General features: G+C 70.2%; 28 protein-coding genes and 1 pseudogene. 15 read left to right on the top strand and 14 right to left on the bottom strand.

Going from position 1 to position 23,027, the window contains the following annotated elements; translation table 11 throughout:
* Positions 1-77: 77 nt before the first annotated feature.
* A complete protein-coding gene (locus F4561_RS25100) occupies positions 78-485 on the top strand; it encodes a DUF3817 domain-containing protein (RefSeq protein ID WP_184582277.1) in 408 nt (135 codons plus the stop codon).
* Here F4561_RS25100 and F4561_RS25095 read toward each other — a convergent pair.
* Together F4561_RS25095 and F4561_RS25090 are read right to left on the bottom strand one after the other, a co-directional pair.
* The gene (locus tag F4561_RS25095; protein ID WP_184582275.1) at positions 452-1,366 is read right to left on the bottom strand and encodes an SURF1 family protein; all 915 of its coding nucleotides are present in this window, start codon (positions 1,364-1,366) and stop codon (positions 452-454) included. The genes F4561_RS25100 and F4561_RS25095 overlap by 34 nt on opposite strands.
* Before the next feature lie 458 nt (positions 1,367-1,824).
* Positions 1,825-2,274 carry a MarR family winged helix-turn-helix transcriptional regulator gene (locus tag F4561_RS25090; RefSeq protein WP_184582274.1) on the bottom strand — a complete coding sequence of 150 codons (450 nt, stop codon included), beginning with the start codon at positions 2,272-2,274 and terminating at the stop codon, positions 1,825-1,827.
* A gap of 118 nt (positions 2,275-2,392) precedes the next feature.
* On the opposite strand from F4561_RS25090, the gene F4561_RS25085 reads away from it, so the two are divergent.
* The 3 genes from F4561_RS25085 to F4561_RS25075 all read left to right on the top strand — a co-directional run bounded on the left by F4561_RS25085 (position 2,393) and on the right by F4561_RS25075 (position 4,272).
* A complete protein-coding gene (locus tag F4561_RS25085; RefSeq protein ID WP_184582272.1) occupies positions 2,393-2,851 on the top strand; it encodes a nuclear transport factor 2 family protein in 459 nt (152 codons plus the stop codon).
* Positions 2,852-2,995: 144 nt separating this feature from the next.
* Entirely contained in the window at positions 2,996-3,670 is a 675-nt protein-coding gene (locus F4561_RS25080; RefSeq protein WP_184582270.1) for an HAD family hydrolase, read from the top strand.
* Between the two features lie 65 nt (positions 3,671-3,735).
* Positions 3,736-4,272, top strand: coding sequence for an MmcQ/YjbR family DNA-binding protein (locus tag F4561_RS25075; protein WP_184582268.1), 537 nt, complete (start codon positions 3,736-3,738; stop codon positions 4,270-4,272).
* A gap of 83 nt (positions 4,273-4,355) precedes the next feature.
* Here the strand turns inward: F4561_RS25075 and F4561_RS25070 are convergent, their stop codons facing one another.
* Positions 4,356-4,865, bottom strand: a complete 510-nt coding sequence (locus tag F4561_RS25070; RefSeq protein ID WP_184582265.1) for an SgcJ/EcaC family oxidoreductase — start codon at positions 4,863-4,865, stop codon at positions 4,356-4,358.
* Between the two features lie 228 nt (positions 4,866-5,093).
* Between F4561_RS25070 and F4561_RS25065 the strand changes: the two genes are divergently transcribed.
* From F4561_RS25065 to F4561_RS25055, 3 genes are all read left to right on the top strand, one after another.
* Positions 5,094-5,861, top strand: coding sequence for an alpha/beta fold hydrolase (locus F4561_RS25065; protein WP_184582257.1), 768 nt, complete (start codon positions 5,094-5,096; stop codon positions 5,859-5,861).
* Between the two features lie 134 nt (positions 5,862-5,995).
* Positions 5,996-6,499 carry a fluoride efflux transporter FluC gene (locus F4561_RS25060; protein WP_184582255.1) on the top strand — a complete coding sequence of 168 codons (504 nt, stop codon included), beginning with the start codon at positions 5,996-5,998 and terminating at the stop codon, positions 6,497-6,499.
* Positions 6,496-6,858: a fluoride efflux transporter FluC gene (locus tag F4561_RS25055; protein WP_184582253.1), complete on the top strand. Its 363-nt coding sequence runs from the start codon at positions 6,496-6,498 to the stop codon at positions 6,856-6,858. Before F4561_RS25060 ends, F4561_RS25055 begins: the two co-directional genes overlap by 4 nt.
* A gap of 2 nt (positions 6,859-6,860) precedes the next feature.
* On the opposite strand, the gene F4561_RS25050 is transcribed toward F4561_RS25055, so the two are convergent.
* Complete coding sequence (locus F4561_RS25050) at positions 6,861-7,262, bottom strand: VOC family protein (RefSeq protein ID WP_184582251.1); 402 nt, start codon at positions 7,260-7,262, stop codon at positions 6,861-6,863.
* A gap of 212 nt (positions 7,263-7,474) precedes the next feature.
* On the opposite strand from F4561_RS25050, the gene F4561_RS25045 reads away from it, so the two are divergent.
* The 3 genes from F4561_RS25045 to F4561_RS25035 are packed head-to-tail and all read left to right on the top strand — an operon-like array spanning position 7,475 to position 9,566.
* Entirely contained in the window at positions 7,475-8,440 is a 966-nt protein-coding gene (locus F4561_RS25045; RefSeq protein ID WP_184582249.1) for an ABC transporter ATP-binding protein, read from the top strand.
* Positions 8,437-9,285 carry an ABC transporter permease gene (locus F4561_RS25040; RefSeq protein ID WP_184582247.1) on the top strand — a complete coding sequence of 283 codons (849 nt, stop codon included), beginning with the start codon at positions 8,437-8,439 and terminating at the stop codon, positions 9,283-9,285. Before F4561_RS25045 ends, F4561_RS25040 begins: the two co-directional genes overlap by 4 nt.
* Positions 9,282-9,566, top strand: a complete 285-nt coding sequence (locus tag F4561_RS25035; RefSeq protein ID WP_184582245.1) for a helix-turn-helix transcriptional regulator — start codon at positions 9,282-9,284, stop codon at positions 9,564-9,566. Before F4561_RS25040 ends, F4561_RS25035 begins: the two co-directional genes overlap by 4 nt.
* 19 nt (positions 9,567-9,585) lie before the next feature.
* Here F4561_RS25035 and F4561_RS25030 read toward each other — a convergent pair whose 3' ends face one another.
* The gene (locus tag F4561_RS25030; protein WP_184582243.1) at positions 9,586-10,230 is read right to left on the bottom strand and encodes a class II aldolase/adducin family protein; all 645 of its coding nucleotides are present in this window, start codon (positions 10,228-10,230) and stop codon (positions 9,586-9,588) included.
* A 190-nt stretch (positions 10,231-10,420) separates the two neighbouring features.
* On the opposite strand from F4561_RS25030, the pseudogene F4561_RS25025 reads away from it, so the two are divergent.
* Positions 10,421-10,564: pseudogene (locus F4561_RS25025) on the top strand (GMC oxidoreductase); the annotation flags it as partial.
* 105 nt (positions 10,565-10,669) lie between these two features.
* Here the strand turns inward: F4561_RS25025 and F4561_RS25020 are convergent.
* A complete protein-coding gene (locus F4561_RS25020) occupies positions 10,670-10,906 on the bottom strand; it encodes a hypothetical protein (RefSeq protein WP_184582242.1) in 237 nt (78 codons plus the stop codon).
* Positions 10,907-10,930: 24 nt separating this feature from the next.
* On the bottom strand, positions 10,931-12,019 hold the full coding sequence (locus tag F4561_RS25015) for a baeRF2 domain-containing protein (RefSeq protein WP_246437281.1): 1,089 nt from the start codon (positions 12,017-12,019) through the stop codon (positions 10,931-10,933).
* Between the two features lie 256 nt (positions 12,020-12,275).
* On the opposite strand from F4561_RS25015, the gene F4561_RS25010 reads away from it, so the two are divergent.
* On the top strand, positions 12,276-12,500 hold the full coding sequence (locus F4561_RS25010; protein ID WP_184582237.1) for a hypothetical protein: 225 nt from the start codon (positions 12,276-12,278) through the stop codon (positions 12,498-12,500).
* A gap of 155 nt (positions 12,501-12,655) precedes the next feature.
* On the opposite strand, the gene F4561_RS25005 is transcribed toward F4561_RS25010, so the two are convergent.
* Together F4561_RS25005 and F4561_RS25000 are read right to left on the bottom strand one after the other, a co-directional pair.
* On the bottom strand, positions 12,656-13,300 hold the full coding sequence (locus F4561_RS25005) for a response regulator transcription factor (RefSeq protein ID WP_184582236.1): 645 nt from the start codon (positions 13,298-13,300) through the stop codon (positions 12,656-12,658).
* A 58-nt stretch (positions 13,301-13,358) separates the two neighbouring features.
* Positions 13,359-14,651 (bottom strand): sensor histidine kinase, encoded by a 1,293-nt coding sequence (locus F4561_RS25000; protein ID WP_184582234.1) that lies wholly within the window; start codon positions 14,649-14,651, stop codon positions 13,359-13,361.
* A gap of 212 nt (positions 14,652-14,863) precedes the next feature.
* Between F4561_RS25000 and F4561_RS24995 the strand changes: the two genes are divergently transcribed.
* The gene (locus tag F4561_RS24995) at positions 14,864-15,844 is read left to right on the top strand and encodes a CPBP family intramembrane glutamic endopeptidase (RefSeq protein WP_184582232.1); all 981 of its coding nucleotides are present in this window, start codon (positions 14,864-14,866) and stop codon (positions 15,842-15,844) included.
* Between the two features lie 19 nt (positions 15,845-15,863).
* Here the strand turns inward: F4561_RS24995 and purL are convergent, their stop codons facing one another.
* From purL to purS, 5 genes are all read right to left on the bottom strand, one after another.
* On the bottom strand, positions 15,864-18,164 hold the full coding sequence (gene purL, locus F4561_RS24990) for a phosphoribosylformylglycinamidine synthase subunit PurL (RefSeq protein ID WP_184582230.1): 2,301 nt from the start codon (positions 18,162-18,164) through the stop codon (positions 15,864-15,866).
* Positions 18,165-18,215: 51 nt separating this feature from the next.
* On the bottom strand, positions 18,216-18,737 hold the full coding sequence (locus F4561_RS24985) for a hypothetical protein (RefSeq protein WP_184582228.1): 522 nt from the start codon (positions 18,735-18,737) through the stop codon (positions 18,216-18,218).
* Between the two features lie 40 nt (positions 18,738-18,777).
* Positions 18,778-19,482 carry a phosphoribosylformylglycinamidine synthase subunit PurQ gene (purQ, locus tag F4561_RS24980; protein WP_184582226.1) on the bottom strand — a complete coding sequence of 235 codons (705 nt, stop codon included), beginning with the start codon at positions 19,480-19,482 and terminating at the stop codon, positions 18,778-18,780.
* 172 nt (positions 19,483-19,654) lie between these two features.
* Complete coding sequence (locus F4561_RS24975) at positions 19,655-20,110, bottom strand: ATP-binding protein (protein WP_184582224.1); 456 nt, start codon at positions 20,108-20,110, stop codon at positions 19,655-19,657.
* A 101-nt stretch (positions 20,111-20,211) separates the two neighbouring features.
* A complete protein-coding gene (purS, locus tag F4561_RS24970; RefSeq protein WP_184582222.1) occupies positions 20,212-20,454 on the bottom strand; it encodes a phosphoribosylformylglycinamidine synthase subunit PurS in 243 nt (80 codons plus the stop codon).
* A gap of 261 nt (positions 20,455-20,715) precedes the next feature.
* Between purS and F4561_RS24965 the strand changes: the two genes are divergently transcribed.
* Positions 20,716-21,318 (top strand): sigma-70 family RNA polymerase sigma factor, encoded by a 603-nt coding sequence (locus F4561_RS24965; protein WP_184582220.1) that lies wholly within the window; start codon positions 20,716-20,718, stop codon positions 21,316-21,318.
* Between the two features lie 589 nt (positions 21,319-21,907).
* Complete coding sequence (gene pdhA, locus F4561_RS24960; RefSeq protein ID WP_184582218.1) at positions 21,908-23,023, top strand: pyruvate dehydrogenase (acetyl-transferring) E1 component subunit alpha; 1,116 nt, start codon at positions 21,908-21,910, stop codon at positions 23,021-23,023.
* Positions 23,024-23,027 lie beyond the last annotated feature (4 nt).

Genomic DNA, 23,027 nt, shown 5'->3' with positions numbered 1-23,027 from the left:
CAAGAGCAAGAGGACCTCCGGTGACGTGCGTTTGGGGCCGCCGGAGGGCTGTGCCGTTCGACGGACGAGGTGCCCCTGTGGAAAAGAAGCGTCTGGCGTTCACGCTGTACCGGGTGCTCGCCTATGCCGCGGGTGTCTTCCTGCTGCTGCTGGCCTTTGTGGCGATGCCCGCGAAGTACCTGGTTTCCGAGACCGCCCGGTTCCCGCTCGTACCCGCTCCGGCCGGTACGGAGCGGCTGTTCGGCGAGGACTCGGTCCTGATGCTGTTCGTCGCGATCCCGCACGGTTACGTATACATGGCATACGTGCTGGTCGTGGTCTGGGTCGCGCTGGAACGGCGCTGGGGTGCGGGGCGGACACTCGGGGTCGCGGTCGCCGGGACGATCCCGTTCGTGGGGCTGATCGTGGAGCACCGCCTGGCCAAGGCGGAGAAGGCCGCGGACGCCCCCTCTCAGGCCGCGGAGGTTCCGGTAGGCGAGGGCTGAGGCCTCTCTGAGGCGGGGTTCTCGCGCTCGCCGTCGGGAGTGCCGTCGGGGCCGTCGGAACCGTCATCCGGGCCCGCGGTGCCCCCGCCGGAACCGTTGCCGGGGCGCGTCCCCTCGCGTTCCCGGCGCATCAGCACGATCCAGAACACCAGAACGGCGATTCCGAAGACTTCCCACTGGGCGGCGTAACTCAGGCTGCGCCAGTTCCACTCGACCTCTTCGGGCGGGTCGGGCGGCGGCACCTGCTGGGGCTGCGCCCCCGCGCCGCCGGCGTCTCCGTCCTCGGGTGCGGGCTCCTGACCGGCCAGCAGGATGTAGCCCTCGTAGAGCTGGTACGGCCAGGCGTTCATCAGCAACGAGGGGGCGAGCCGCGCGACCTGCCCCTCGGGCATGTCCATGGGGACGGCGCCCTCGTCGTTTTTCTTCTGCGGCGGTTGCACCCATCCGGTGACAGTGACCTCCCCTTCGGGGAGTGGCGCCAGGTCGTCCGGGGTGTCCGCTGCCTCACCGTCGACCCAGCCGCGGTGCACGGCCACGGCGGTGCCCTCCTCGGTGACGAGCGGGGCGACCACGTTGTAGCCCTCCTGCTCCGCACCGTCGGGGGAGCGGGCCGGGACCAGCAGCTCGGACCCGGCGTCGTACTCTCCGGTGGCGGTCACGGCGGTGTTGGCCTGGTTCTCGGGCATGTACTCGCCGGGTTCGAGCACGGCATGCAGATCGGTGGCGGCTGACGGGTCCTCAACCGGGTTGGTAATCACACCGCGTGATGGTTCCTGGGCGCGCTCGAACTGCCAGTAACCAAGCAGGAAGCAGCAGACCGCGCCAAGCACTGCCAGCACGTGGATGCCGAGCCATCGGGGTTGCAACAACGGAGAGCGCACCCTCCCAGCGTATGTCCGATACGGGAAGTACCTCAGGTGGTCCCCCATTGACGTTTCTTGTGTGGACTTGGCCCGGAGTAGACAGATCGATGACGATTACTTTAAGTAATTTTATGTGACAGAGGGTTGTTGTGCCAGGGAGGGAGTGGGTAATCTATGTACCAGCGCGTTGGGGAAGGTACCGAAAACGCGCTTTGAGAGCTTTCGCAGGTCGCGACTCCAGGGGGGAGGAGTAGGCGACCGTTCCCAAAGGCGAGGGCCGTCTCCGTGGTTTTGAGGGGGGACACGGAGGCGGCCCTCGCGTTCTTTTCGGTGGACTGTGCGCCAGAGGCTCCGAGAAGCCGGCCCGGAGTTCCCGTTTCCAGCTTCGGACCCGCGCTGGTGCTCCGTAGCGCGCCGAGTGTTTACCAGGGCACCCCCCCCGTCGTTGGCGTGCCTATCAGCGCATCGGCGCCTGCTCAGGACCCGGTGTGGTGCTCCAGCAGCGTGGCCAGCGTTTCGGTGAACCGGGTGCGGTCGTCGGCCGGCAATGGAGCCAGGAACCGTTCCTGGACCGCCGCGATCCGCTCGTCCAGGTCGGCCAGGACCCGCTGCCCGGTCGGGGTGAGCCGGATGAGGTTGCGGCGGCCGTGAGAGGGGTCGGGTTCGCGGCGTACCAGGTCTTGGGTGGTGAGCTCGGTGAGCGCGGCGACGACGTCGCTGCGGTCGATGCCGCAGGCGCGCCCCAGCTCGGCCTGGCTGGCCGCGCCGCGTTCGGCCAGTGCGGCGAGTAGCGCGTAGTGGTGGGTGTGGTACTCCCCGAGTTCTTCGGCGACCATGCGGTGGACGCGGACAGCGAGCTGCGTGAACATCCGGCTGGGCAGCCCGTGCAGCCTCGCGGGCGGCGGCGTTCCCGGGGCGGTGGGCATGTCCCAAGTCTATACTTGTTGGTCGCACCAACATTGCCGTACCATCGGACGCGTCGAGTGTTGGTAGAACCAACACTCGTGCTTCGCTGCCTGTCAGCCGACCACCTGTGAGGCCCGTATGTCCGTGGACACCGCTCCCACCAACACCCAACTCAGCGAGCTCCTCGACCGCGCCGCGCTGTCCGACCTGCTCTCCCGGCACGGGCGATGGCTGGACGAGAAGCGTTTCGATGAGGCCCGCTCGATCTTTACCGAGGACGCGACGGTGGTTGTGGGGTCGGGTGAGGTCACCGGGGTGGACCAGATCGCCGCTCTGGCCCTGCGCAGCCATGGCGACTACGCGTTCACCCACCACCTGACGACGAACGCCCTGATCGATATCTCCGGCGACCGGGCCGAGCTGACCGCGCAGCAGCTCGCCGTCTTCTGCCGGACCGAGTCCGAGGGACTTCCCCGGCCGGAGTTCACCGTTGGCGAGCGCTACCGGATGTCCGCGGTACGTACCGGCCAGGGCTGGCGGCTCTCCCACGTCGAGGGCGACAGACTGTGGCGGCGGGAGCACCACGTCCCCGCATGATTGGGTGATCCGGGGCGCTGCTGTCATTTCGGTAGCGGTGCCCCGCATCAGCAGTATCGAGCAGCGGCTCCAAGACCGGGAGCGCGGCGCGGGCCGAGCCGTCCGCGTGCGCGTTGCCCGCTACAGCTTCTCGGAAGGAGACCGGTGGTTCCTGCGGTTGTCACGTTCGATCTGTTCAGTGCGCTGATCGACTCCCGCGCTGGGGGAAGCGAGGCGTTCGGGGAGCTGGCGCGGGAACGCGGCTGGCCGGTGGACGGCGCCACGCTCTACGCTCATTGGGACGCGCGGAACAAGGCCGCCCAGCGCGACTGCGCGCAGTGGGCCACCTTCGCCGAGCTGTCCGGCCGGGCACTCGGCGAGACCTACCGTGAGCTGGGGATCAGCGCGGATGCCACGCAGGACGCCGAGCGTATCCTGGCCTCGGTGTCGCAGTGGCCGCTGTGGCCCGACGTCGCCGACGGGCTGGCGCGCATCGGCCGGGACTACCCGGTGGGCATCCTCTCCAACGTCGACGACGACATCCTGCGGCGCACCCGCGCGGCCTCCCTGGTCGACCCGGACCGGGCGCTCACCTCGCAGCGGCTCGCGGCCTATAAGCCCGGCCCGGAGATCTACCACCGGGCCGAGCGCCGGTTCGCGCCGCTGGTGCACGTCGCCTCCTCCGCCCGAGACGTCCAGGGCGCGCTGCGGGCGGGGACCACGATGATCCATCTGCGCCGTCCCGGACACACCCTGGACCCGCAGGGCCCGGAACCGCCCCGCAGCGCCGAGAACCTGGACGAGCTCGCCGAACGCCTCAGCGAGATCACCCGCGGCTAGGGACGTGCCGCCGCGTGGATGGAACGAACGTCGCCGTGTCGGTGGCGGGGTCTAGTATCGGCACCATGACCACCGAGTCCCAGTTGCGCAAGGCCGCGCTCGCCCTTCCGGAGGTTGAGGAGGGCACGCACTTCGGGATGACCGCGTTCACGGTCCGCGGCAAGGGGTTCGCCTCGGTTACGAAGGACGGCCGGGTGCAGCTCCATCTGCCGGACGCCGAGGCCGAGGCCGCGGAGTCCGCGCATCCGAGCGGGGAACGGCTGGTTCGGAGGGGCACGCCGATCGGTTTCCGGGTGCCGTTGGCCGACATCGACGGCAAAGACCTCAACGCCCTGGTCCGCGCGGCATGGTTCTGCCGCGCTCCGAAGAAGCTGGCGGCGGAGCTCGCCGCCGCCGACGCGGGGAACAAGCCGGAAAACAGCGACCTCCCGGACGCCATCGGAAAGCCAGCCACCCGGGCCCTGCTCGGGGCCGGACTGACCACACTCGCGCGGGTCGCCACCTGCACGGAGGACGAGCTGCTGGCGCTGCACGGAGTCGGCCCGAAGGCCGTGCGTATTCTCGGTGAGTCACTGGCGCAGCAGGGCATGTCGCTGCGCTGACAGAGACGCGTTCTGCGTGGAGCCCGGTGGTGGGGCGCCCGGGGCACGTGCGCGCCTCGCTGGACGGACCGAGCGCCCCTGCGTCAGGCGCGGTCCCGGCTCCAGCGGGCGAACGTCTCCGGGTCGATGACCTTGGTGTTCTGGGCGGCGGTGATGCGCCAGACGCCGTCCTCCTTGGCCAGGATGTGCATCGGAGTGCCCGGGATGGCGTCGGGGTTGTTGGCCACCGCGGCCTCCGGGTCGGAGGTGTCGACGGTTTCGTCCAGCCGCCGGCCGTCGCGGGTGACGGGGAGTTGGCGGATCTTGACCGCGGCGACGTCGGGGCGGATGAAGAGAATGTGCTCGACCTCGAAGTCGGCGGTCACGGGCTGCTCGCGTGCCGGAGGAAGGACCCTGCGGGTGAAGGCCCCGATCTCGTCCGCGCCGACCAGCAGCTTGCCGTGACCGGTGGTCCAGATCGCGTCCCGGTGGAACAGGTTCATGAACGGGTCTGGCAGCGCGTTCTGTTGGGCACGCTGCAGCTCGGCGACGATCGCCGTTATGGCGTCCACGTCCTCCGGGGGAACGTCGACACCGGTGACCTCGGGTTTCATTGTTGCTCCTTGATGCGAGGGCCTGGTTGAACCGCTTCACGCTACGCGGCACGGGAACAGCTTCCAACCTCAAGTGGAGTTGATGTCAACCCGGCGTGGCGCCGGTCCGCTTCCGCGCGGTTGCCGGGGCACGGAGCAGCCGCCAAGATCGCAAGAGATCGGTGCAGGGTGGCGCCGGTGGCACTGCGTGGCAGGTACCCTTTTTCCTGCTGTCCCAGGAGGTCGCGCATGACCGTTGTCCCCCTGCAGCACCGGTTCGACGGCCCCCGGCACGCCCCGACCGTGCTGCTTGTGCCCGAGTTCGGCACGAAGTGGTCAATGTGGGAACCGCAGATGCCGGAACTCACCCGCACCAACCGCATTCTGCGGATCAACCACCGCGGCCATGGGACGTCTCCGGCCCCTGAAGGTCCGTACACGGTGGCGGAGCTGGTCGAGGACATCCTGGCGCTGCTCGAACGGCTCGGGCTGGAGCGGCTGTCCATCGTGGGGTTCGGCCTGGGGGGAATGCTGGCCACCTGGCTCGCCTCCACCGCCCCCGACCGGGTCAACCGGCTCGCGCTGGTGGCCGCCACCGCCCGCACACCCCCCGTGCACCGCTGGCGGGACATCGGGTCGCGGGCCCGCAAGGATGGCATGGCGGCGGTGTCGGCCGAGGTGACCACGTCCTGGTTCACGCCGCCGTGGGCCGACGAGCGCCCCGACATCGTGGCGCGCATGGTCGAGGAGTTCGAGGCGGTCGAGGCCGCCGGGTACGCCGGGTGCTGCGACGCCGTCGCCGACCAGGATCAGCGCGGCTCGCTGGCGCGGGTACGCGCGCCAGCGGTGGTGCTGTCCGCCGCGCACGACCCCCTCCTACCGCCCGGTCATGGCCGGCGGTTGGCCAACGGCATTTCGGGAGCGCGGTTCGAGGTGGTTCCCGGGGCCGCGCACATGGTCGGGATCGAACGCTCCGACCGGGTCAACGAACTGCTCATGGGGCATGTGGCGCGCTGACCGTCCGCTGCGGCGGACGACTACGCTCGTTACTGGCGGTGGGGCCCGCCAGCCCGCCTCCGGCGGGAAACCGCGGCGCGGACGCCGCCAACGGTCCCCGTCAGCCGACACCCAACGCTGATGGGAGCCAGCCTGTGGCGGACGACACCGGGCCGCGCCCGGTCGACCCCGATGTCGATGTGCGCGTCCCCCGCCAGCGCCGGGAGCTCGCCGGCGCTCCGTGGGCGGTGCCGATCGCCATCTCGCTCGGCGGCGCGGCCGGCGCCGTCGCGCGGCACGGCGCCGAGGTCGCGATCCCGTACGAGCCCGGAACGTTCGCCTGGGCGACCCTGCTGGTCAACCTTTCGGGCAGCTTTCTCATCGGCGTCCTGATGGTCGTGGTCACCGACATCCTCCCGGGCAGCCGGCTGCTGCGCCCCTTCCTCGGGGTGGGTGTGCTCGGCGGCTACACCACGTTCTCCATGCACATCGACGACGCCCAGCGCATGCTGCTCGCCGGCGCCGCCGGACCCGCGCTGGCGTATCTCGTGGGCACGGCGGCCGGCGCGGTCGTGGCGGTGTGGGCGGGAACCCGCGTGACCGCCGCGGTGTTCCGCACGCGGATGCCCGCCGGGAACGACCCGGTGGACGCGCCATGACAGTGGTGCTGGTCGCGCTCGGCGCCGCGGTCGGCGCCCCCCTGCGCTACTTCATGGACCGGTTCGTGCAGGTCCGGCACGATTCGGTGTTCCCGTGGGGGACATACGCGGCGAACGCCACGGCGTGCCTGATCATGGGGTTCGCGGCCGCGCTGGCGCTGCCCGGCTGGGCGGAGTCCCTGCTGGTCACCGGTTTCCTGGGGGCGCTTTCCACCTACTCGACGTTCGGCTACGAGACGTTCCGGATGTTGGAGAACGGTGCCCGGTTCCTGGCGTTCGCCAACATCGCGACGTCCGTCGCGGCGGGTCTGGGAGCCGCGTTCATCGGTGCTGCGTTCGCGGAGGCGCTGCCGCTCTAGCCCTATGTTTCGGGAACGAGCGGGCGGTTGATCTCCAGCAGGTAGCCGTCGGGGTCGCGGAAGTGCGCGGCGCGGATGCCCCAGGCCGACCAGTCCTTGGGCGGGGATACCTGGGGCGCGCCGGCGGCGACGAGTTCGGCGGCGCTGTGGTCGACGTCGTCCACCTCGAAGATGACCGAGACACGGTCCTGGCCGGGCAGCGCGGCATCCTTTTCGATTGTGCCCAGTGCCTCGGCCATCACCTCGCGTTCGTTGAGCGCCAGCCGGGTGGGGGAGTAGACGTCGAACTCGGCGTAGCGCGTGATCTCCGAGCCCCACAGCACCGGGAGCTTCATGACGTCGCGGTAGAAGCGGAAACTCGCGACGTAGTCGTTAACCAGTAGACGGATGTAACTGCAGCGCACGACGGAACTCCCTCGACCTTGTTGTTCGCCCCTTCGGTTCCATCCTTGCGTCCGGCGGTGACAGTTTTCCATCCCCCGGGACGCACGGGCGCCGTCCGCTACCGGTCACGCCGTAGGGGAACCGGCCGTGTCCGGGTTATCGTACTTCTTAGTCATTATGTAGTACTTGTGCTATAAACGAGGCGGAGCGAACGGAGAGAAGGTCAACGTCCATGACGATTCAGGCGGCCCGCGACCCCGGCGCACCATCGGAGGGAGACGCGGAACCAGCGGTGCTCGACGTGCGCGACCTGCGCATGCGGTACGGCAGTACCGACGTCCTCGACGGGGTCGGATTCACGGTGCGCAAGGGCGAGGTGATCACCCTGCTCGGGCCGAACGGGGCCGGAAAGACCACCACCATCGAGATCCTCGAAGGATTCCGGGGACGCTCGGCGGGGCACGTTCGTGTCCTCGGGGTCGATCCCACCAAGGGTGACGAACGGTGGCGCGCGCGGCTTGGGGTCGTGCTGCAGTCCTGGCGGGACCACGCCAAGTGGCGCGTCAGGGAGCTGCTCGCGCACCTGGCGAGGTACTACCGGCCCTACGCGGAACCGGGAGAGGGAAAACCGCGCGACGTCGACGAGGTGCTGGGCCTCGTCGGTCTGGCCGAGCACGCCCGCAAGAAGGTGTCCATGCTGTCGGGCGGCCAGCGGCGCCGGCTGGACGTCGCGGTCGGCATTGTCGGCCGGCCGGAGCTGCTGTTCCTCGACGAGCCCACCGCGGGATTCGACCCCGAGGCGCGGCGCGAGTTCCACGACCTGGTGCACCGGCTGGCCGACGAGGACACCACCATCCTGCTGACGACGCACGACCTGGACGAGGCGGAGAAACTGTCCGACCGGACCCTGATCCTGGCCGGCGGGCGGATCATCGCCGACGGCTCCGCCGACGAGCTGGCCCGCCGCGTCTCGGCCGAGGCCGAGGTGCGCTGGAGCCAGGACGGCCAGCGGCACGTACACGCCACGAGCGATGCCACCGGTTATGTCCGGGAGCTGCTCGCCCGGAATGGAGAGGGCATCACTGACCTGGAGGTGCGGCGGGCGAGTCTGGAGGACGCCTACATGGCTTTGGTCCGGGAGTTCGAGGCGGGCCGCGCGGACGCGGCGATCCGGGAGTTCGAGGAGGCCTCACGGTGAACCCGAAGCTGCACGCGGTCCGTTTCGGACTCGCCCGCGGCGGACTCGAGCTCCGCCAGACCTTCACCAACGTCCAGGACCTGTGGACCTATATATTCATGCCGCTGGTGATGCTGGTGGTGCTGACCTTCATGCGGGGTAACACGGTCCCGGGGACCGACTTCTCGATGGGGGCGATGGCGCTGCCCAGCATCGCGGGAATGTTCGTCGCGTTCGGCATGGTGACAGCGGCGAGCGCGCTGCTCATCGAGCGGGAGGACGGCACGTTGCTGCGCGCCAAGGCGATCCCGGACGGAATGCTGGGGTACCTGGTCGGCAAGCTCAGCACCGTGACCGGGATGACCCTGGTGAGCCTGCTGGTGTTCCTCGTACCCGCGCTGTTCCTGGTCGATGGTGTGGCCGTGGGCGGCTTGGGAAGGTGGCTGCAGTTCACGGCGGTCTTCGTGTTCGGGTTGCTGGCCGTGCTGCCTATCGGCGCGGTGATCGGGTCGTTGTTCTCCAACCCGCGCAACATGGGCTACGTGATGCTTCCTGTGATGGGGCTGGTCGCGATCTCCGGGATCTTCTACCCGGTTACTCAGCTCCCCGTGTTCCTGCAGTGGATCGCACAGGTCTTCCCGATCTACTGGCTGGGGCTGGGCATGCGCGCGGCGCTGCTGCCGGACGCGATGGCCGCGGTGGAGCTCGGCGAGTCCTGGCGGCACGTGGAGACCGCCGGGGTCCTCGGGGTGTGGATCGCCGCGGGGCTCATCGTCGCGCCCATCGTGCTGCGCCGGATGGCCCGGCGCGAGTCCGGCTCCGCGGTGCAGGCCCGCAAGGAGAAGGCGATCCAGAGGGTCGCATGAGCGATACCGAAGGGACCACCTCGCGGGCGCGTTCCAGCGCCTCAGGCGAGCGGATCTACAACCGCATCGCCGTGCTGCGCACGGAGCGCGGGGTAAGCCGCCGGCAGCTCGCGGACACGCTCGGCGTGCACTACCAGACCGTGGGCTACCTGGAACGTGGCGAATACAGTCCGAGCCTGCACCTGGCGCTGCGGATCGCGCGGTACTTCGAGGTCCCGGTGGAGGTGGTGTTCTCGACGTCCCCGTTCCCGCGGATCGGCAGCGGGAACGGCGCGGAGTGACTCCGCCGCGCGGGCGGGGTCACCAGATATCCGGCCCCGCCCAGCCGTAGGTGTCGCGGGTGCGCACGTCGGCCAGCTCATCCTCGGAGAGGACACGCGGTTCGCCCAGGGAGCGGGCGCGGATGTAGAGGCCGCACAGCCACTCCAGCAGGCGCGCGTTCTCGAACGCCCGGGCGAGGTCGTCGCCGGTGGCGACCCCGCCATGGTTGGCGAGCAGCGCGGCGTGCTTGCCTTTGAGCGCCTTCACGACCTCGTCGGAGAGTTCGCCCGTGCCGTAGGTCGCGTACCGCGTCACGGGAACCGCGCCGCCGAGCCGGGCGGCCTTGTGGTGGATGGGCGGCAGTTCGGCGAGTGTGGCCGCGACGGCGGAGGTGTCGTTGGCGTGCGCGTGTACCACGGCCCCCGTGCCGGTGTGCCGGTGCACCGCCATGTGCAGGGTGGTGTCGGTGCCCGGCGCGCGCCGGCCGTCGAGCACCCGTTCGTCGAGTGCGAGCACCGGGCAGTCCGCCGCCTCGACGCGGTCGAGCGTGACGCCCTCGGGGGTTACGACGACGAGGTCGCCGGAGCGGACGCTGACGGAGCCGCCCTCGCCCATGGCGAGCCCGCTCTCGACGAGCCGGCGGGCGGTCAGGCAGACGTCCCTGCGTTCCTGCTCAAGCAGCATGGTTCCGCAATCTCCCGGTAGTTCGCGGCACCGGGCACCGGGGGTTTCTGATACAACCAAGTTTAGGCATACCTAACTGGCAATGGCCAGAGGGGGGGCGTTCCCCGGTCCCGCGGTGTAGCGCGACCCGGCCCCGCCCGGCGGGGCCGGGTCGCGCTCGGCTCCAGGCGAGGGCCGCACCGCACACGCCGTTTACCGTTCGTCCGGAACCTGCCGGATGGGTTCCGAGGACGATCGGAGCGCGGTTCTTGATCCCGCGCTCCGGACGCGCGGCCCTGCCGGGCCGCGTGCGGCCGAGGCGTCAGTGTTCCCGACCTTGCCGCCGGCGAACCCGAGGCCACCGATCCGGCGCCGGGCGGACGAGCCGCCGGCCTCACCCGTGCCGGATGAGCGGCGCCGCGCGCGGCGCCTCGCGGTGCCCGGTCACCGGCCGTGGTGCTCAACCGGGCTGTTCGTGCTGCAAGCGCTGACGCACCCAGTACACGTTGAAGCAGGCCGCGACAAACCCGGCGGCGAGGATGATCATCAGCGGAGGGGAGTCGCTCAGCGCGATCGCGAGCACCGCCCCGATCAGCAGTATCGCCGCGCCGAACACCGCGAGGACGAATCGGAACCGCAGCGCGCTGTAGGGCCGCTCGTGGCTTCCCAGCGGCGCCTTCACCCGTCCCCTGCGCATGATCGCCCTCTCCGCTTCTCAGGCCTATGTCTCCATGGTAAAGCGCAGCATGGCGCCCACGCCGTCGGCGGCGTCGCCGGGGTTGTCGAGCCTGGTGAAGGTCGCCCCGCTGGCCGTCGCCGCGCGCAGCAGCACCGCGCTTGCCGGAGCGGTGAACGCCCCCGACGGAGCGACGAGCATGTCGTGCTCGTGTGCCAGGTCCATCGGGTCGTCGGCCGCGGCCCACAGCTCGGGCCGGTCGCCCCCGGCGTTCATCAGAAGCTTCTGCGCCTGGGCGGTACGCAGCACCTCAACCGTCAACGAAAGCCCTTGGACGGCCCGGCCATCGCGTTTCAGGTCGTCGTTGAAGTCCAGAACGAGCCCGGACCGCAGAGCGGCCGCCGTCTCGCGCACCCCCTCGTCGACGGCCTGGCGCAGGTCGGCCATGGCGCCGGCGTCGGCGCGGCTGCCGCCGGACAGCTCGATCAGCAGGTTTTGCGTGCGCTCGCTCAGGTGCTCGCGCAGCATGCCCCGTGCCCGCTCGTCGCCTCCCGCGAACACCACATCGGCGCGGACCTCGTTGGCGGCCGCCTCCACCTCCTCGGCGATGCCGGCCGCGTTCTGCCACCACACGAGCTCGGAACGGCGGTGGTAGATCTTGTTGGCGTAGTAGCCGCCGCGCACCTTCTGGATGTGCAATGTCGCGCCGGAGAAATGCCGCTCGGTGGTGGGACCTCCGTGCGGAGGATAGCCGTAGATATCGGCCCCTTCACGGTCCACGGCGGCCACGACGTAGGAGATCCAGTCGTCGAGCTCTGTGACCAGCTCGGTCGTGTCGGGGATCGGCAACCACACAGCACGGTCGGCGCTCGGGGGCCGGGGCAGCGTGTAGGCCCCAAGGATCTCACCGCCCGCGGCGAACAGCGCCTCACCCTGCGGGCCGGGGATCCCCTTGGTGCCCCCGACGACCCTGTCAAGTGCCTCCAACGTGGCCGTGTCGGCTCCCTGGCCGGCCAGGTCCTCCCGCAACCGGCGCCAGCGCAGCGCGATCTCGTGCGCGGCGTCCTCGGTGGTGCGCGTCGTGTCCAGGGCGACCGAGGCGACCGGGCCACTCGCGCGGTACAACGGTTCCAAGAAACCCAGATCCATTACTTCCGGGCGCCCGTCTTGGAGAAGCGCCCGTTCTCACCTCCCGTGCCGCTCAGCTGACTACGTATGGTCCGCTGCCCGACATCGCGGCGGGCATGCGTGCCGGGACCACACTTGTCGCCGCGGCGTCCCCGAAGGCTGGCAGCAGCCGAGGAAAACAAGCTGACCTGCGGAGTTAATGGATTTCCAGTCGGGTAGCCGGGCCCTTGAGAGCCCGACGCCCGATCACAGGGGGTTCGCCATGCAGGAACGCGGCAGCGATAAGCACGGGCCGAGGGTCGACGACCAGATGGAGAAGGAAGTCGAGGGCGCCATGCGGGCACGCCGGCCGACCCGGGCACAGGAGGAGCGCGAAACGGAGCCGATGGTCACCGACGAGGGCGAGCCCGTCACCGACCCCGACGTGGAGAAGGGCCCGGAGGCCAGCGAGGAGACCGAGGAGCAGGAGGAGACCGGGGAGCGGTGAGCCGGCAGGGGCGGCTCCCTTGACCTGGGCGCCACCCGGTCCCGCGGCACGGAGTTGAAGGTGCTCAGCCCCTGCTTTCCGGAGTAGCCAGCGGAGGTGGCGAGCCACCTGCCGCAACCAGGAGGTGGGTAGCTAACCGCTCCACCAAACGCGCCTTAGCTGTCCAGATAACGCAGGACCGCGAGCACCCGGCGGCTGTACCCGGTGGTGTGGGACAGGGCGAGCTTGTCGAAAACCGCGTTTACGTGCTTCTCCACCGCGCTCTGAGAGACCCACAACCGCTCGGCGATCGAGGAGTTGGTGTACCCCTGCGCCATGTGGGCCAGCACCTCGCGTTCCCGCTGGGTGAGCTGCTTCAGCGGATCGGAGTGGGTCGTCCGGGTCAGGAGTTGGCGCACCACCTCGGGGTCGAAGGCCGCGCCGCCCGCTGCGACGCGGTCCAGGGCGTCGAGGAACTCCCCGACCTGGGCGACCCGGTCCTTGAGCACGTAGCCCACCCCGCTGGGCTCACCGGTGAGCAACTGCGTGGCGTAGCGCTCCTCCACGTACTGCGAGAGAACCAGCACTCCCACGCCCGGGTGGTCCTCCCGGATCCGCAGCGCCGCGCGGAGCCCTTCATCGGTGTGCGTGGGCGGCATCCGCACGTCCACCACCGCGACGTCGGGCGCACGGTCGCGCGCGGCCGCCAGCAGGGCGTCGGCGTCGCCGACCCCGGCCACGACCTCGTGCCCCTCCTCCTCCAGCAGCCGGGCCAGACCCTCCCGGAGCAGCACGGAGTCATCGGCGAGGATCAGGCGCATGGGTCTCCACTCTCGGTCGAAAACGGCGGTTGCGGGGCCGGCGCGCTGCCGCTCGGCCTCACGTCGCGGGGCCATTCTCGCGCGGAGAGGCCGGGCGGGCGCCGTGCCTGGGCAGGGTCGCGGTGATGGTCGTGGGCCCGCCGGGCGGGCTGTCCACCCGGAGCTCGCCGTCGAGCGCGGACACCCGCCGCCCCAGCCCGGACAGCCCGCCACCGGACGGGACGGCCCCGCCCTTGCCGTTATCGGTGACCCGCACGGTCAGGGAGCCGGTGGCAGTGTCAGCGTCAGCGCACTCGCTGAGGACGACGCGCACCTCGGTGGCCTCCGCGTGCTTGACGGCGTTGGTGACGGCCTCGCGTGCCAGGAAGTAGACGGCGGTCTCCACCTCGGAGGCCGGGCGTTCGGTGCGGTCGTCCTCGACGGTTACCGCGATACCGGCGCGCTCGGCCATGCTCGCCAGCGCGGACCGCAGGCCGTGCTCGTCGAGCGCCCTCGGGTAGACGCGCCAGGCGACGTCGCGGATCTCGCCCACCAGCTGCTGGGACTCCTCGTGCGCCTGCCGGAGGAGTTCCCCGGCGCGCTGCGTGGCGTCCCCGCTCCGCCGCGCCCGGCCCAGCAGCATCGCCAGCGCCACAACCCGCTGCTGTACACCGTCGTGCAGGTCGCGTTCGATCCGGCGGCGTTCGTCGTCAACGGCGTGCACCACTCCGGCCCGGCTCTCGGTGAGCTCGCTGATCCGGTGCCGCAGCCGGTCCTGCAGGCTGGGGCCGAGGAACCAGCGGGCCAGCCACCGCTCCACGGCGGACATCAGGCTGACCCCCAGGATCGTCAGGGCCAGGGTCACCAGTCCGAGAGTCGCGCCCAAGGTCCGCGGGTCGATATACGCCCCAACCCACAGCAGCTCGATCGTGATCATGCTGGGGTCGCCCCGCATCGAGGTCAGGGCCGCGCCCACGAGGAACAGCGCCGCGGTGAACACGCTCATCCACAACAGGTAGCCGATAACCGGCCCCAGCAGCGACCGGCAGGCCAGGTAACCCAACTGCCGGCCTCCGCCGTGTGCGGGCATGATGTCGCAGTCGAGCCAGTACGCGAGCCGGCGCAGCTCCACCCGGACCAGCGCGCTGACTCCGGCGGCCGAGAGGCGCCGGGCAGCCCGGAAGGCCGGCGGCCAGGGAAGCGCCACAACGGTACCGAGCGCGGACACCAGCAGCCAGGCGAGGGCGGCGACGCCCGTCATCGCTCCCAGGGCCAGGCCGACCACCTGCCGCGCTCCCAGCAGCACCAGCTCAAGGAGGCCAGTACGGCGCCGGGGCGGGCCCGTCCCGGCCGCCGCACTGTTCTCCCGCATATCTTCCGATCCTAGGCGGAGTGGTATCCGCCATGACTGGTGGCTCGTGGCCGTACACGGCCCGCGCGGGCTCGGGCGAGGCCGCGCGGGCCGCCCGGTGCCAACGGCGGCGCGAGAGGGTGCCTCCAAGCCGTTCCCTGCGGGAAACCACAGGTGAAACCCGGTCGCCGGCCGCATACCAGGGAGAAGCGCGGCGCCGTAGCTTCGGTGGCATGCAACCAACCGCTCGCAAGAAGCATCCCGCCGCGTTCCGCGACCGCGGCGCGCTCCCGTTCCGGGAAATCGCCTCTTTCGTCGCTCTCGCGTTCGGCCTGGCCTGGCTGGTCCACACGCCCGCCCTTCTGGGCGGCGTTGGCCCCGAGGACCCGCTCTACGGCATCAGCGCGCAGGTCTACATGTTCACCCCCGGCCTGGCGGCGCTGGTTGTCGGGTTCGCCGTCTGGCGGCGGCCTTCGCGCGTCGCGCGCGGCCTCGCCCTCACGTTGCGTCCGTTCCGCCGGGTGGGCGGCTACTGCCTGCTGGCGCTCCTGGTGTTCACGCTGCTCGGTGTGGTCGCGCCGCTGGTCGCGGCCGCTCTGGGGGTGATCCAGTTGGACCTCACGGGATTCTCCGGGCTGCGTGCGGCCATCGAGGAGCGGGCGCCGGGCGCAACGGAACACCTGACCGAGTCCGGGTTCCCGCTGCGGGCGTACCTGGTCGCGGTGGGGACGTTCCTGGTCACCGCCGTGCCCATGTCGCTGCTGACGTCGTTCGGCGAGGAGGTGGGGTGGCGCGGCTACCTGCTGCCCCGCCTGCTGCCGCTGGGTGTCTGGCCCGCCCTGCTGGTCACCGGACTGATACACGGGCTGTGGCACAGCCCACAGCTCTTCATCCAGGCCAGGTCCGGGGGAATGGGCGCCGACTCGATCACCGTCTTCCTCGTCTTCATTGTTGTCGCCGGCATCCTCTTCGGGTGGCTGCGGCTGGCGTCCGGGTCGGTGTGGCCGGCGGTTGTCGCGCACGGCGTCAACAACAGCGTGACCGCGCTGGGCTTCCTCACGCTCTCCGCCGCCGACACGCCCACGCATCCCGTCCTGTACTCCGGCGGCGCCGGTGGCGTCGTCGGGATGGTGCTGATCCTGATCCTGGTCTGCGCGCTGGCGCTCAGCGGCCAGCTCCGGGTGCGCTCGTCCGACCCGTCCACCGGGCAGTGACCGCGTTGCCCGGTCCGCCCTACCCGTCGTCGCCGAAGATCCCGGGCAGCGTGGACGCGTGGGCCTCCCGCAGCTCGCCCAGGGTGATCTCGAAACCGCCCTTCGGGTGGGCCACAACCAGGCTGTCGCCCCCCACGGTGCCGATCCCCGTGAACAGCACGCCGTGCCGGGAGCACAGCCCCATGAGCGTGGCCTCGGCTCCGGGGCGCGCGACCACCACCGCCCGCGCCGCGGACTCGCTGAACAGGCCGGTGAACGGCTCGTCCAGCCACACATCACACCCGGCCCCGCCGCGCAGCGCGGACTCCGCGAGGGCGGTGGCCAGCCCGCCGTCGGAGAGGTCGTGCGCCATGGTGGCCAGGCCGTCCTCGGCGGCGGTGGCCAGTACCTCGGCCAAGGACGCCTCGCTGGTGAGGTCCACACGCGGCGGGTTCCCGCCGAGGTGGCCGTGGACGACGTCGGCCCAGGCCGAACCGCCCAGCTCCGTACGGGTCTCGCCGAGCAGGTAGATCTTGGCGCCGTCGAGGTCGGGGCTGAAGGACGACCGCAGCCGGGTGGTGACGTCGTCGATCACCCCGAGGACCCCGATGACGGGCGTCGGGTGGATCGCGGTCTCGCCCGTCTGGTTGTAGAAGCTGACATTGCCGCCCGTGACCGGAGTGCCGAGGACCTCGCAGGCGTCGGCCAGCCCCCGGGTGGACTCGGCGAACTGCCACATGACCCCCGGGTCCTCCGGCGAGCCGAAGTTCAGGCAGTTGGTGACGGCGAGCGGGCGCGCCCCGGTGGCGGCGACATTGCGGAACGCCTCGGCGTAGCCGGCCTGGGTACCCGTGTAGGGGTCGAGCCGCGTGTAACGGCCGTTGCCGTCGGTGGCCAGCGCGACGCCGCGGCCGGTGTCCTCCGAGATCCGGACCATCCCGCCGTCGTCGGGCGTCGCGAGGACCGTGTTGCCCCGCACGTAGTGGTCGTACTGCTCGGTGACCCACCGGGGATCGCAGACACCAGGGGCGGACAGCACCCGCAGCACCTGGTCGCGCAGCTCGTCGTCGGTCTCGGGACGCCGGAGCCGCAGCGGGTCGTTTTCCCGCAGCGCGTCCTGGTCGGCGGGGCGGGAGTAGGGGCGGTGGTAGACGGGGCCCTCGTCGGAGGCCGTCCGCGGCGGCAGGTCGACGATGGTCTCGCCGTGCCAGGACATCACCAGCCGGCCGCCGCGCTTCTCCTCCTCGGCAGTGATGTCGGTGACCTCGCCGATTTCGGTGGCCAGGATGTTCCACCGCGCGCAGGTGGCCATGAAGGCGTCGAGACGGTCGGGCTCGACGATCGCCATCATGCGTTCCTGCGACTCGCTCATCAGGATCTCTTCGGGGGTGAGCCGGGAGTCGCGCAGCGGCACCCGGTCGAGGTCGATGCGCATCCCCCCGGTGCCGCCCGCCGCGAGCTCGGTGGTGGAGCACGACACCCCCGCCGCCCCGAGGTCCTGGATGCCGACCACAAGGCCCTCGCGGAACAGCTCAAGGCTGCACTCGATCAGCAGCTTCTCCAGGAACGGGTCGCCCACCTGGACACTGGGCCGCTTGGCGTGGCTCTCGTCGTCGAAGCTCGCGCTGGCCAGGACGGAGGCGCCGCCGATGCCGTCGGGCCCGGTGGTGGCGCCGAACAGCACGACCTTGTTGCCCGGGCCGGGCGCCTGGGCCAGCTTGACGTCCTCGTGCCGCATGACGCCCACACACAGCGCGTTCACCAGCGGGTTCGCCGCGTACCCGGCGTCGAATCCCAGCTCACCCCCGATATTGGGCAGGCCGAGGCAGTTGCCGTAGAACGAGATGCCCGAGACGACACCGGGCAGCACCCGGCGGGTGTCGGGGGCGTCGGCCGGGCCGAACCGCAGCGCGTCCAGGACGGCGACCGGGCGCGCCCCCATGGTGAGGATGTCGCGGACGATCCCGCCGACCCCTGTGGCCGCGCCCTGGTGGGGTTCGACGTAGGAGGGGTGGTTGTGCGACTCGATCTTGAACGTCACGGCGTAGCCGTCGCCGACGTCGACCACGCCCGCGTTCTCCCCGATACCGACCAGCAGCGCGTCGCTCTGCGGTGCCTTCTCGCCGAACTGGCGCAGGTGCACCTTGGAGCTCTTGTAGGAGCAGTGCTCGCTCCACATCACCGAGTAGATCGCCAGCTCCGCCGATGTGGGGCGGCGCCCGAGAATCTCGCGCACCCGCGTGTACTCGTCGTCGGCCATGCCGAGCTCGGCGTACGGCAACGGGGTGTCGGGTGTGGTCTCGGCGGTGGCGACGGTGTCGAGGTGCGGTGCGTCGGGCATTCGTGGTTTCCGTTCAGGCGGTGCGTGGTGTGCGCGGTGGCGGGCCTCGGGTTACTGCCCCGGGGCGGTGGCGTGCCCGAGGATCAGGAATCCGTCGGTTTCGGGAGCCTCGGCGTGCGCCTGAGGGTTGCCCTGGACCATGACCGTGCCGTCGGTGAGGATGGTTTCGCTCGCGGGGACGTCGGCGGGGTCCCCGCCGCTGGGGTCCACCTGGCCCCAGTCCTGGCCGAGCAGGTGGTCATAGACGGTTTCGACGGCCTCCTCGCCGTTGAGACCGTCACCGTTGAGGCCGACGATGCGGTAGCACTCGCCGGACTCGCAGTTCTCCTGCACGTCCTCGTAGGAGACCTGGTCCGGTGGGTCACCGAGAGCGTCGATCTCGGGGGCCGGCTCGGCCTCGGCCTGGTCCTGCTGCTGGGGTGGCTGCCCCTGGCTCCGCTCCGGCGGGGCCTGCCGGGTGTCCTCGGAGAACATGGCGTTGAACAGGCCGACCGCTCCCGTGGCCACCATCGCGACGATGACCACGCCGGCCAGGATGGCCGGTCCCCCGCGGGAGCGCAGCTTCGTCAACATCGGGTCAGTCCCCTCACGTTCGGGTAGCGGGGCGCCGGGCTCACCCCGGGCCGGCCGGCACCGGGGCGCTTGCGGTGGCGTGCGCGAGGACCGAGGTGAAGAACCCCAGCCCGTCGGCGGAGGGCCCGGTGAGCTCGTCGACCGCGTGCTCGGGGTGCGGCATGAGGCCGACAACATTGCCGTGCTCGTTGCTGATACCGGCGATCTCGCGCTGCGAGCCGTTGGGGGCGCCCCCCTCGTAGCGCGCGACCACGCGGCCGGTGCGCTCCAGGTCGTCCAGGGTCTCCGGGGCGGCCACGTAGTTGCCCTCGCCGCTCTTGAGCACCACGAGGATTTCCTGTCCGGAGGAGTAACCGCCGGTCCACGCGGTGCCGGCCGACTCGATTCGCACGCGCTGCTGGCGGTTGATGAAGTGCAGCGAGCGGTTCCGGGTCAGCGCTCCGGGCAGCAGGTGGCTCTCGCACAGGATCTGGAATCCGTTGCAGATGCCCAGGACCGGCAGGCTCCCGGATTCCGCGGCGGGGATCAGCTCCGCCATGACCGGGGCGAAGCGTGCGATGGCGCCGCAACGGAGGTAGTCGCCGTAGGAGAACCCGCCGGGCAGGATGACCGCGTCGACACCTTTGAGGTCGGCGTCGTCGTGCCAGAGGGCGACGGGCTGTGCGCCGGCGACGCGGACCGCGCGCGCGGCGTCGCCGTCGTCGAGGGAGCCGGGGAAGGTGACAACGCCCACACGGGCTGTCATGGGCACTCTCCGAAAGGATCGTCTGCGTGGAGTATGGGCGTGCGCGGTACCGGTCAATGTGACCAGCGCGGCCTGGCTCTGAGGTTACCCGCTCGCTTTGACCGCGCGAGTGGACGGGGCACAGCTATGCACCCCGCGGCCCGCGGGGTGCGGCTGCAGGTGGGAGGGTGGCTCAGCAGAGCATCGCGGGGGTGCGCGCGTCGATTCCGCATCCGAGGCCGTCGTGCGAGCCCCCGTTGTGCAGCAACTTGCGCAGCCGAACCGCGGTCCCGCCGACCGGGGAGGGCCGGAACCGCACTTCGTCGGCGAGCCGCCGCATCAGTAAAATGCCCCTGCCCGATTCGCTTTCCGTATCTGGCAGGGACACCTGGTCCGGATTGAACGCCGGTCCTGTGTCGGCGATCTCCAAAAGACACGAATCGTCGTTCACCTCGGCGGTGACTTCGTATTCGGTAGCGGGGGCGCCGTGCTCGACAGCGTTGGTACACGCCTCGGACAAGGTCAGAAGTATGCTGAACCCGCAGTCGCCGCAGACGCCGTTGACGCTTAGCGCCTCGGCGAGGATTCGCCGTACGATACCCACGGTGTACGCCCGCCGGGGTACCACTATCGAGAATTTCACGCCCATCGAAAACCCTCGCGACCCCTCGCGACCGTCCAACACATTAGCTAGAGTTCCCGACGCACGGTGCCCGAAACTGTGTGGTCCGACGTGACCAGCTATTCGAGCTATTCGACCCGGAGCTCGAAGTCCTCGATGACCGGGTTGGCGAGTACAGTTGCGGCAAGCTGGCGAAGCTCTTCGAGTCTGGCGTCATCGACCTCCCCGTCGACCTCCATCTCGAACCGTTTGCCCTGGCGGACGTCGGAGATCCCCTCGAACCCGAGGCGGTCGCACGCCCCGAGGATCGCCTGTCCCTGCGGGTCCAGGATCTCCGGCTTGAGCATGACGTCTACCACGACGCGGGCCACGGGGTCCTCCACTGGTGTGCCGTACTGCTTGACGGGTCCGGGGCACTCCGCCAGAGCGGCGAAGGCACGACGAAGCGTACGGTACCCGGGACCTCGCCACTGCCGGGGGTTGGTACGCGGTTGACCGCACGGCGGGGGCGGATTGGGGAGGATCTGGGGATTTCGTGACACTCATCACTCCGCACGCACTCACCATAAAGTGGCCTAACGAGCGTCTAACAGATTGGTAGCAATCACCGGTCGTCTGCCTAAGGGGGAATATTGGCGACCATCGAACTGGAGCGCGGCGCCGCGGGCGAGGAGCCCGCGGAGCACCTGGACTTCGTCTCGGCCGTGACTCCCTACGCCGAGCAGCTCTACCCCACCGCCCTGCGCATGACCCGGAACTCGGCCGACGCCGAGGACCTGGTGCAGGAGACCTTCACCAAGGCTTTCGCCAACTTCCACCAGTTCCGGGCCGGAACCAACCTGCGGGCATGGCTGTATCGGATCCTGACCAACACTTTCATCAACGGGTACCGCAAGAAGCAGCGCGAGCCCCGCCAGGACTCCACGGACGAGATCAAGGACTGGCAGCTCGCCGCCGCGGACACCCACGCCTCGACGGGGTCCCGCTCGGCGGAGTCCGAGGTCCTGGACCACCTGCCCGACTCCACGATCCGCCACTCCCTGGCCGAACTGCCCGACGATTTTCGCCTGGTCGTGTACCTGATCGACATCGAGGGCTTCTCCTACAAAGAGGTGGCGTCCCGCATGGGCACACCGCTGGGCACCGTGATGTCCCGGTTGCACCGCGCCCGCCGGCAGCTCCGTGCGTCGCTGGCCGACTACGCCAAGGAGCGCGGGATCCGGGCAGCGGCCTGATCCCGCCCGCCGCGGCGTCCCGCGCCCGGATTCCGGGCGGGCGACCAGCGTCCGCGCGGACTCGCGTTCACACGTCCCCCGCATCCCGCCCGGCGCAGCGTACGCATCCTGCGCAGTACCGCGCTCGTAGCCTCCGCTTCGCGCCGCCGCCCGTCGGCGGCGTGCGGGAGCGCAGTGCCCAACGCGGGATACGGGTGAGGCCAGCGTGCGTAACCGCACGCGCACTGGGCAGACTGTCCCCGCTGAAAGACCCAGTATGAATACTCTCTGTAGTGGAGTATTGCTTCTCTAGCCAACTCGGCGCCCGCCGCAGGGCATGGCTCTTGCCGGCGGGTGATTTTCTTCCCGACCACTTTTTGCGGCGGGGATTTTTCCTAGGAAGTCCAGGTTGTTGCGCATTTGGAGATCTTGGGGAAGATAGGCCAGCAGGCGGACGGTGTCGCTGGGGCCTTGCGCGGCGAGTGGTGAGTTCTGTCACGATACGGGGGAGGACTGCCCGCGCAGACCCGTTACCCCGGGTGAGCGGGCGGAGGACCGGCCGATCAGCGGTACCCCGCCTCATCGGCCACGAAAACCCGAGGAGCGACAGGTGCACTACACCACCGCGCATGAGGACACGGAGCTTATCCAGCTCCTGACCCCCGACGGGGAACTGAGAGACCATCCCGACTACCCGCTCGACATCAGCACCGAGGAGATCCGCGACCTCTACCGGGACCTTGTGCTGGTCCGCAGGGTCGACACCGAGGCGGTCGCGTTACAGCGCCAGGGCGAGCTGGGTCTGTGGGCCTCGCTCCTCGGCCAGGAGGCCGCGCAGGTCGGATCCGGCCGCGCGCTGCGGGCCAACGACATGGCCTTCCCCTCCTACCGCGAGCACGGTGTCGCCTGGTGCCGCGGCATCCACCCCAAGGAGCTGCTGGGGCTGTTCCGCGGTGTCACCAACGGCGGATGGGACCCCTACGAGCACGGCTGCCAGCTGTACACGATCGTCATCGGCACCCAGAACCTGCACGCCACCGGATACGCCATGGGAGTCCAGCGCGACGGTGCCCTCGGCGAGGACGGCACGGCCGTGATCAGCTACTTCGGCGACGGTGCCACCAGCCAGGGCGACACCAACGAGGCGTTCAACTTCGCGGCGGTGAACAACGCGCCGGTCGTGTTCTTCTGCCAGAACAACCAGTGGGCCATCTCCGAGCCGCTCGAACGGCAGTCGCGCGTCCCGTTGTACCAGCGCGCCCGGGGGTACGGCTTTCCCGGCGTGCGCATCGACGGCAACGACGTCCTGGCCAGCCTCGCGGTAACGCGGCAGGCGCTGCGCAGCGCCCGCGAGGGGCAGGGCCCCACGCTCATCGAGGCGTTCACGTACCGCATGGGCGCCCACACCACGAACGACGACCCCACGCGCTACCGGGTCTCCGCCGAGCTCGACGAGTGGAAGCAGCGGGACCCCATCCTGCGGATGCGCGCCTACCTCAGCGATCAGGGCATCGCCGGCGACGCGTTCTTCACCGAAGTCGACTCCGAGGCCGACGACCTGGGCGAGCGTGTCCGCCGCGAGTGCCGGGAGCTGCCCGAGCCCGACCCGCTCGACATCTTCCGCGAGGTCTACGCGGAACCGAACAGCCACATCGACCGCCAGCGTGCGGACTTCGCCGAGTACCTCGCCTCCTTCGAGGACGCCGGCGCGAACGAGGGGCGGTGACCAA

The organism is Lipingzhangella halophila (assembly GCF_014203805.1).
Classification (GTDB): Bacteria; Actinomycetota; Actinomycetes; order Streptosporangiales; family Streptosporangiaceae; genus Lipingzhangella; species Lipingzhangella halophila.
This window is presented reverse-complemented; position numbering and strand designations above follow the sequence as displayed.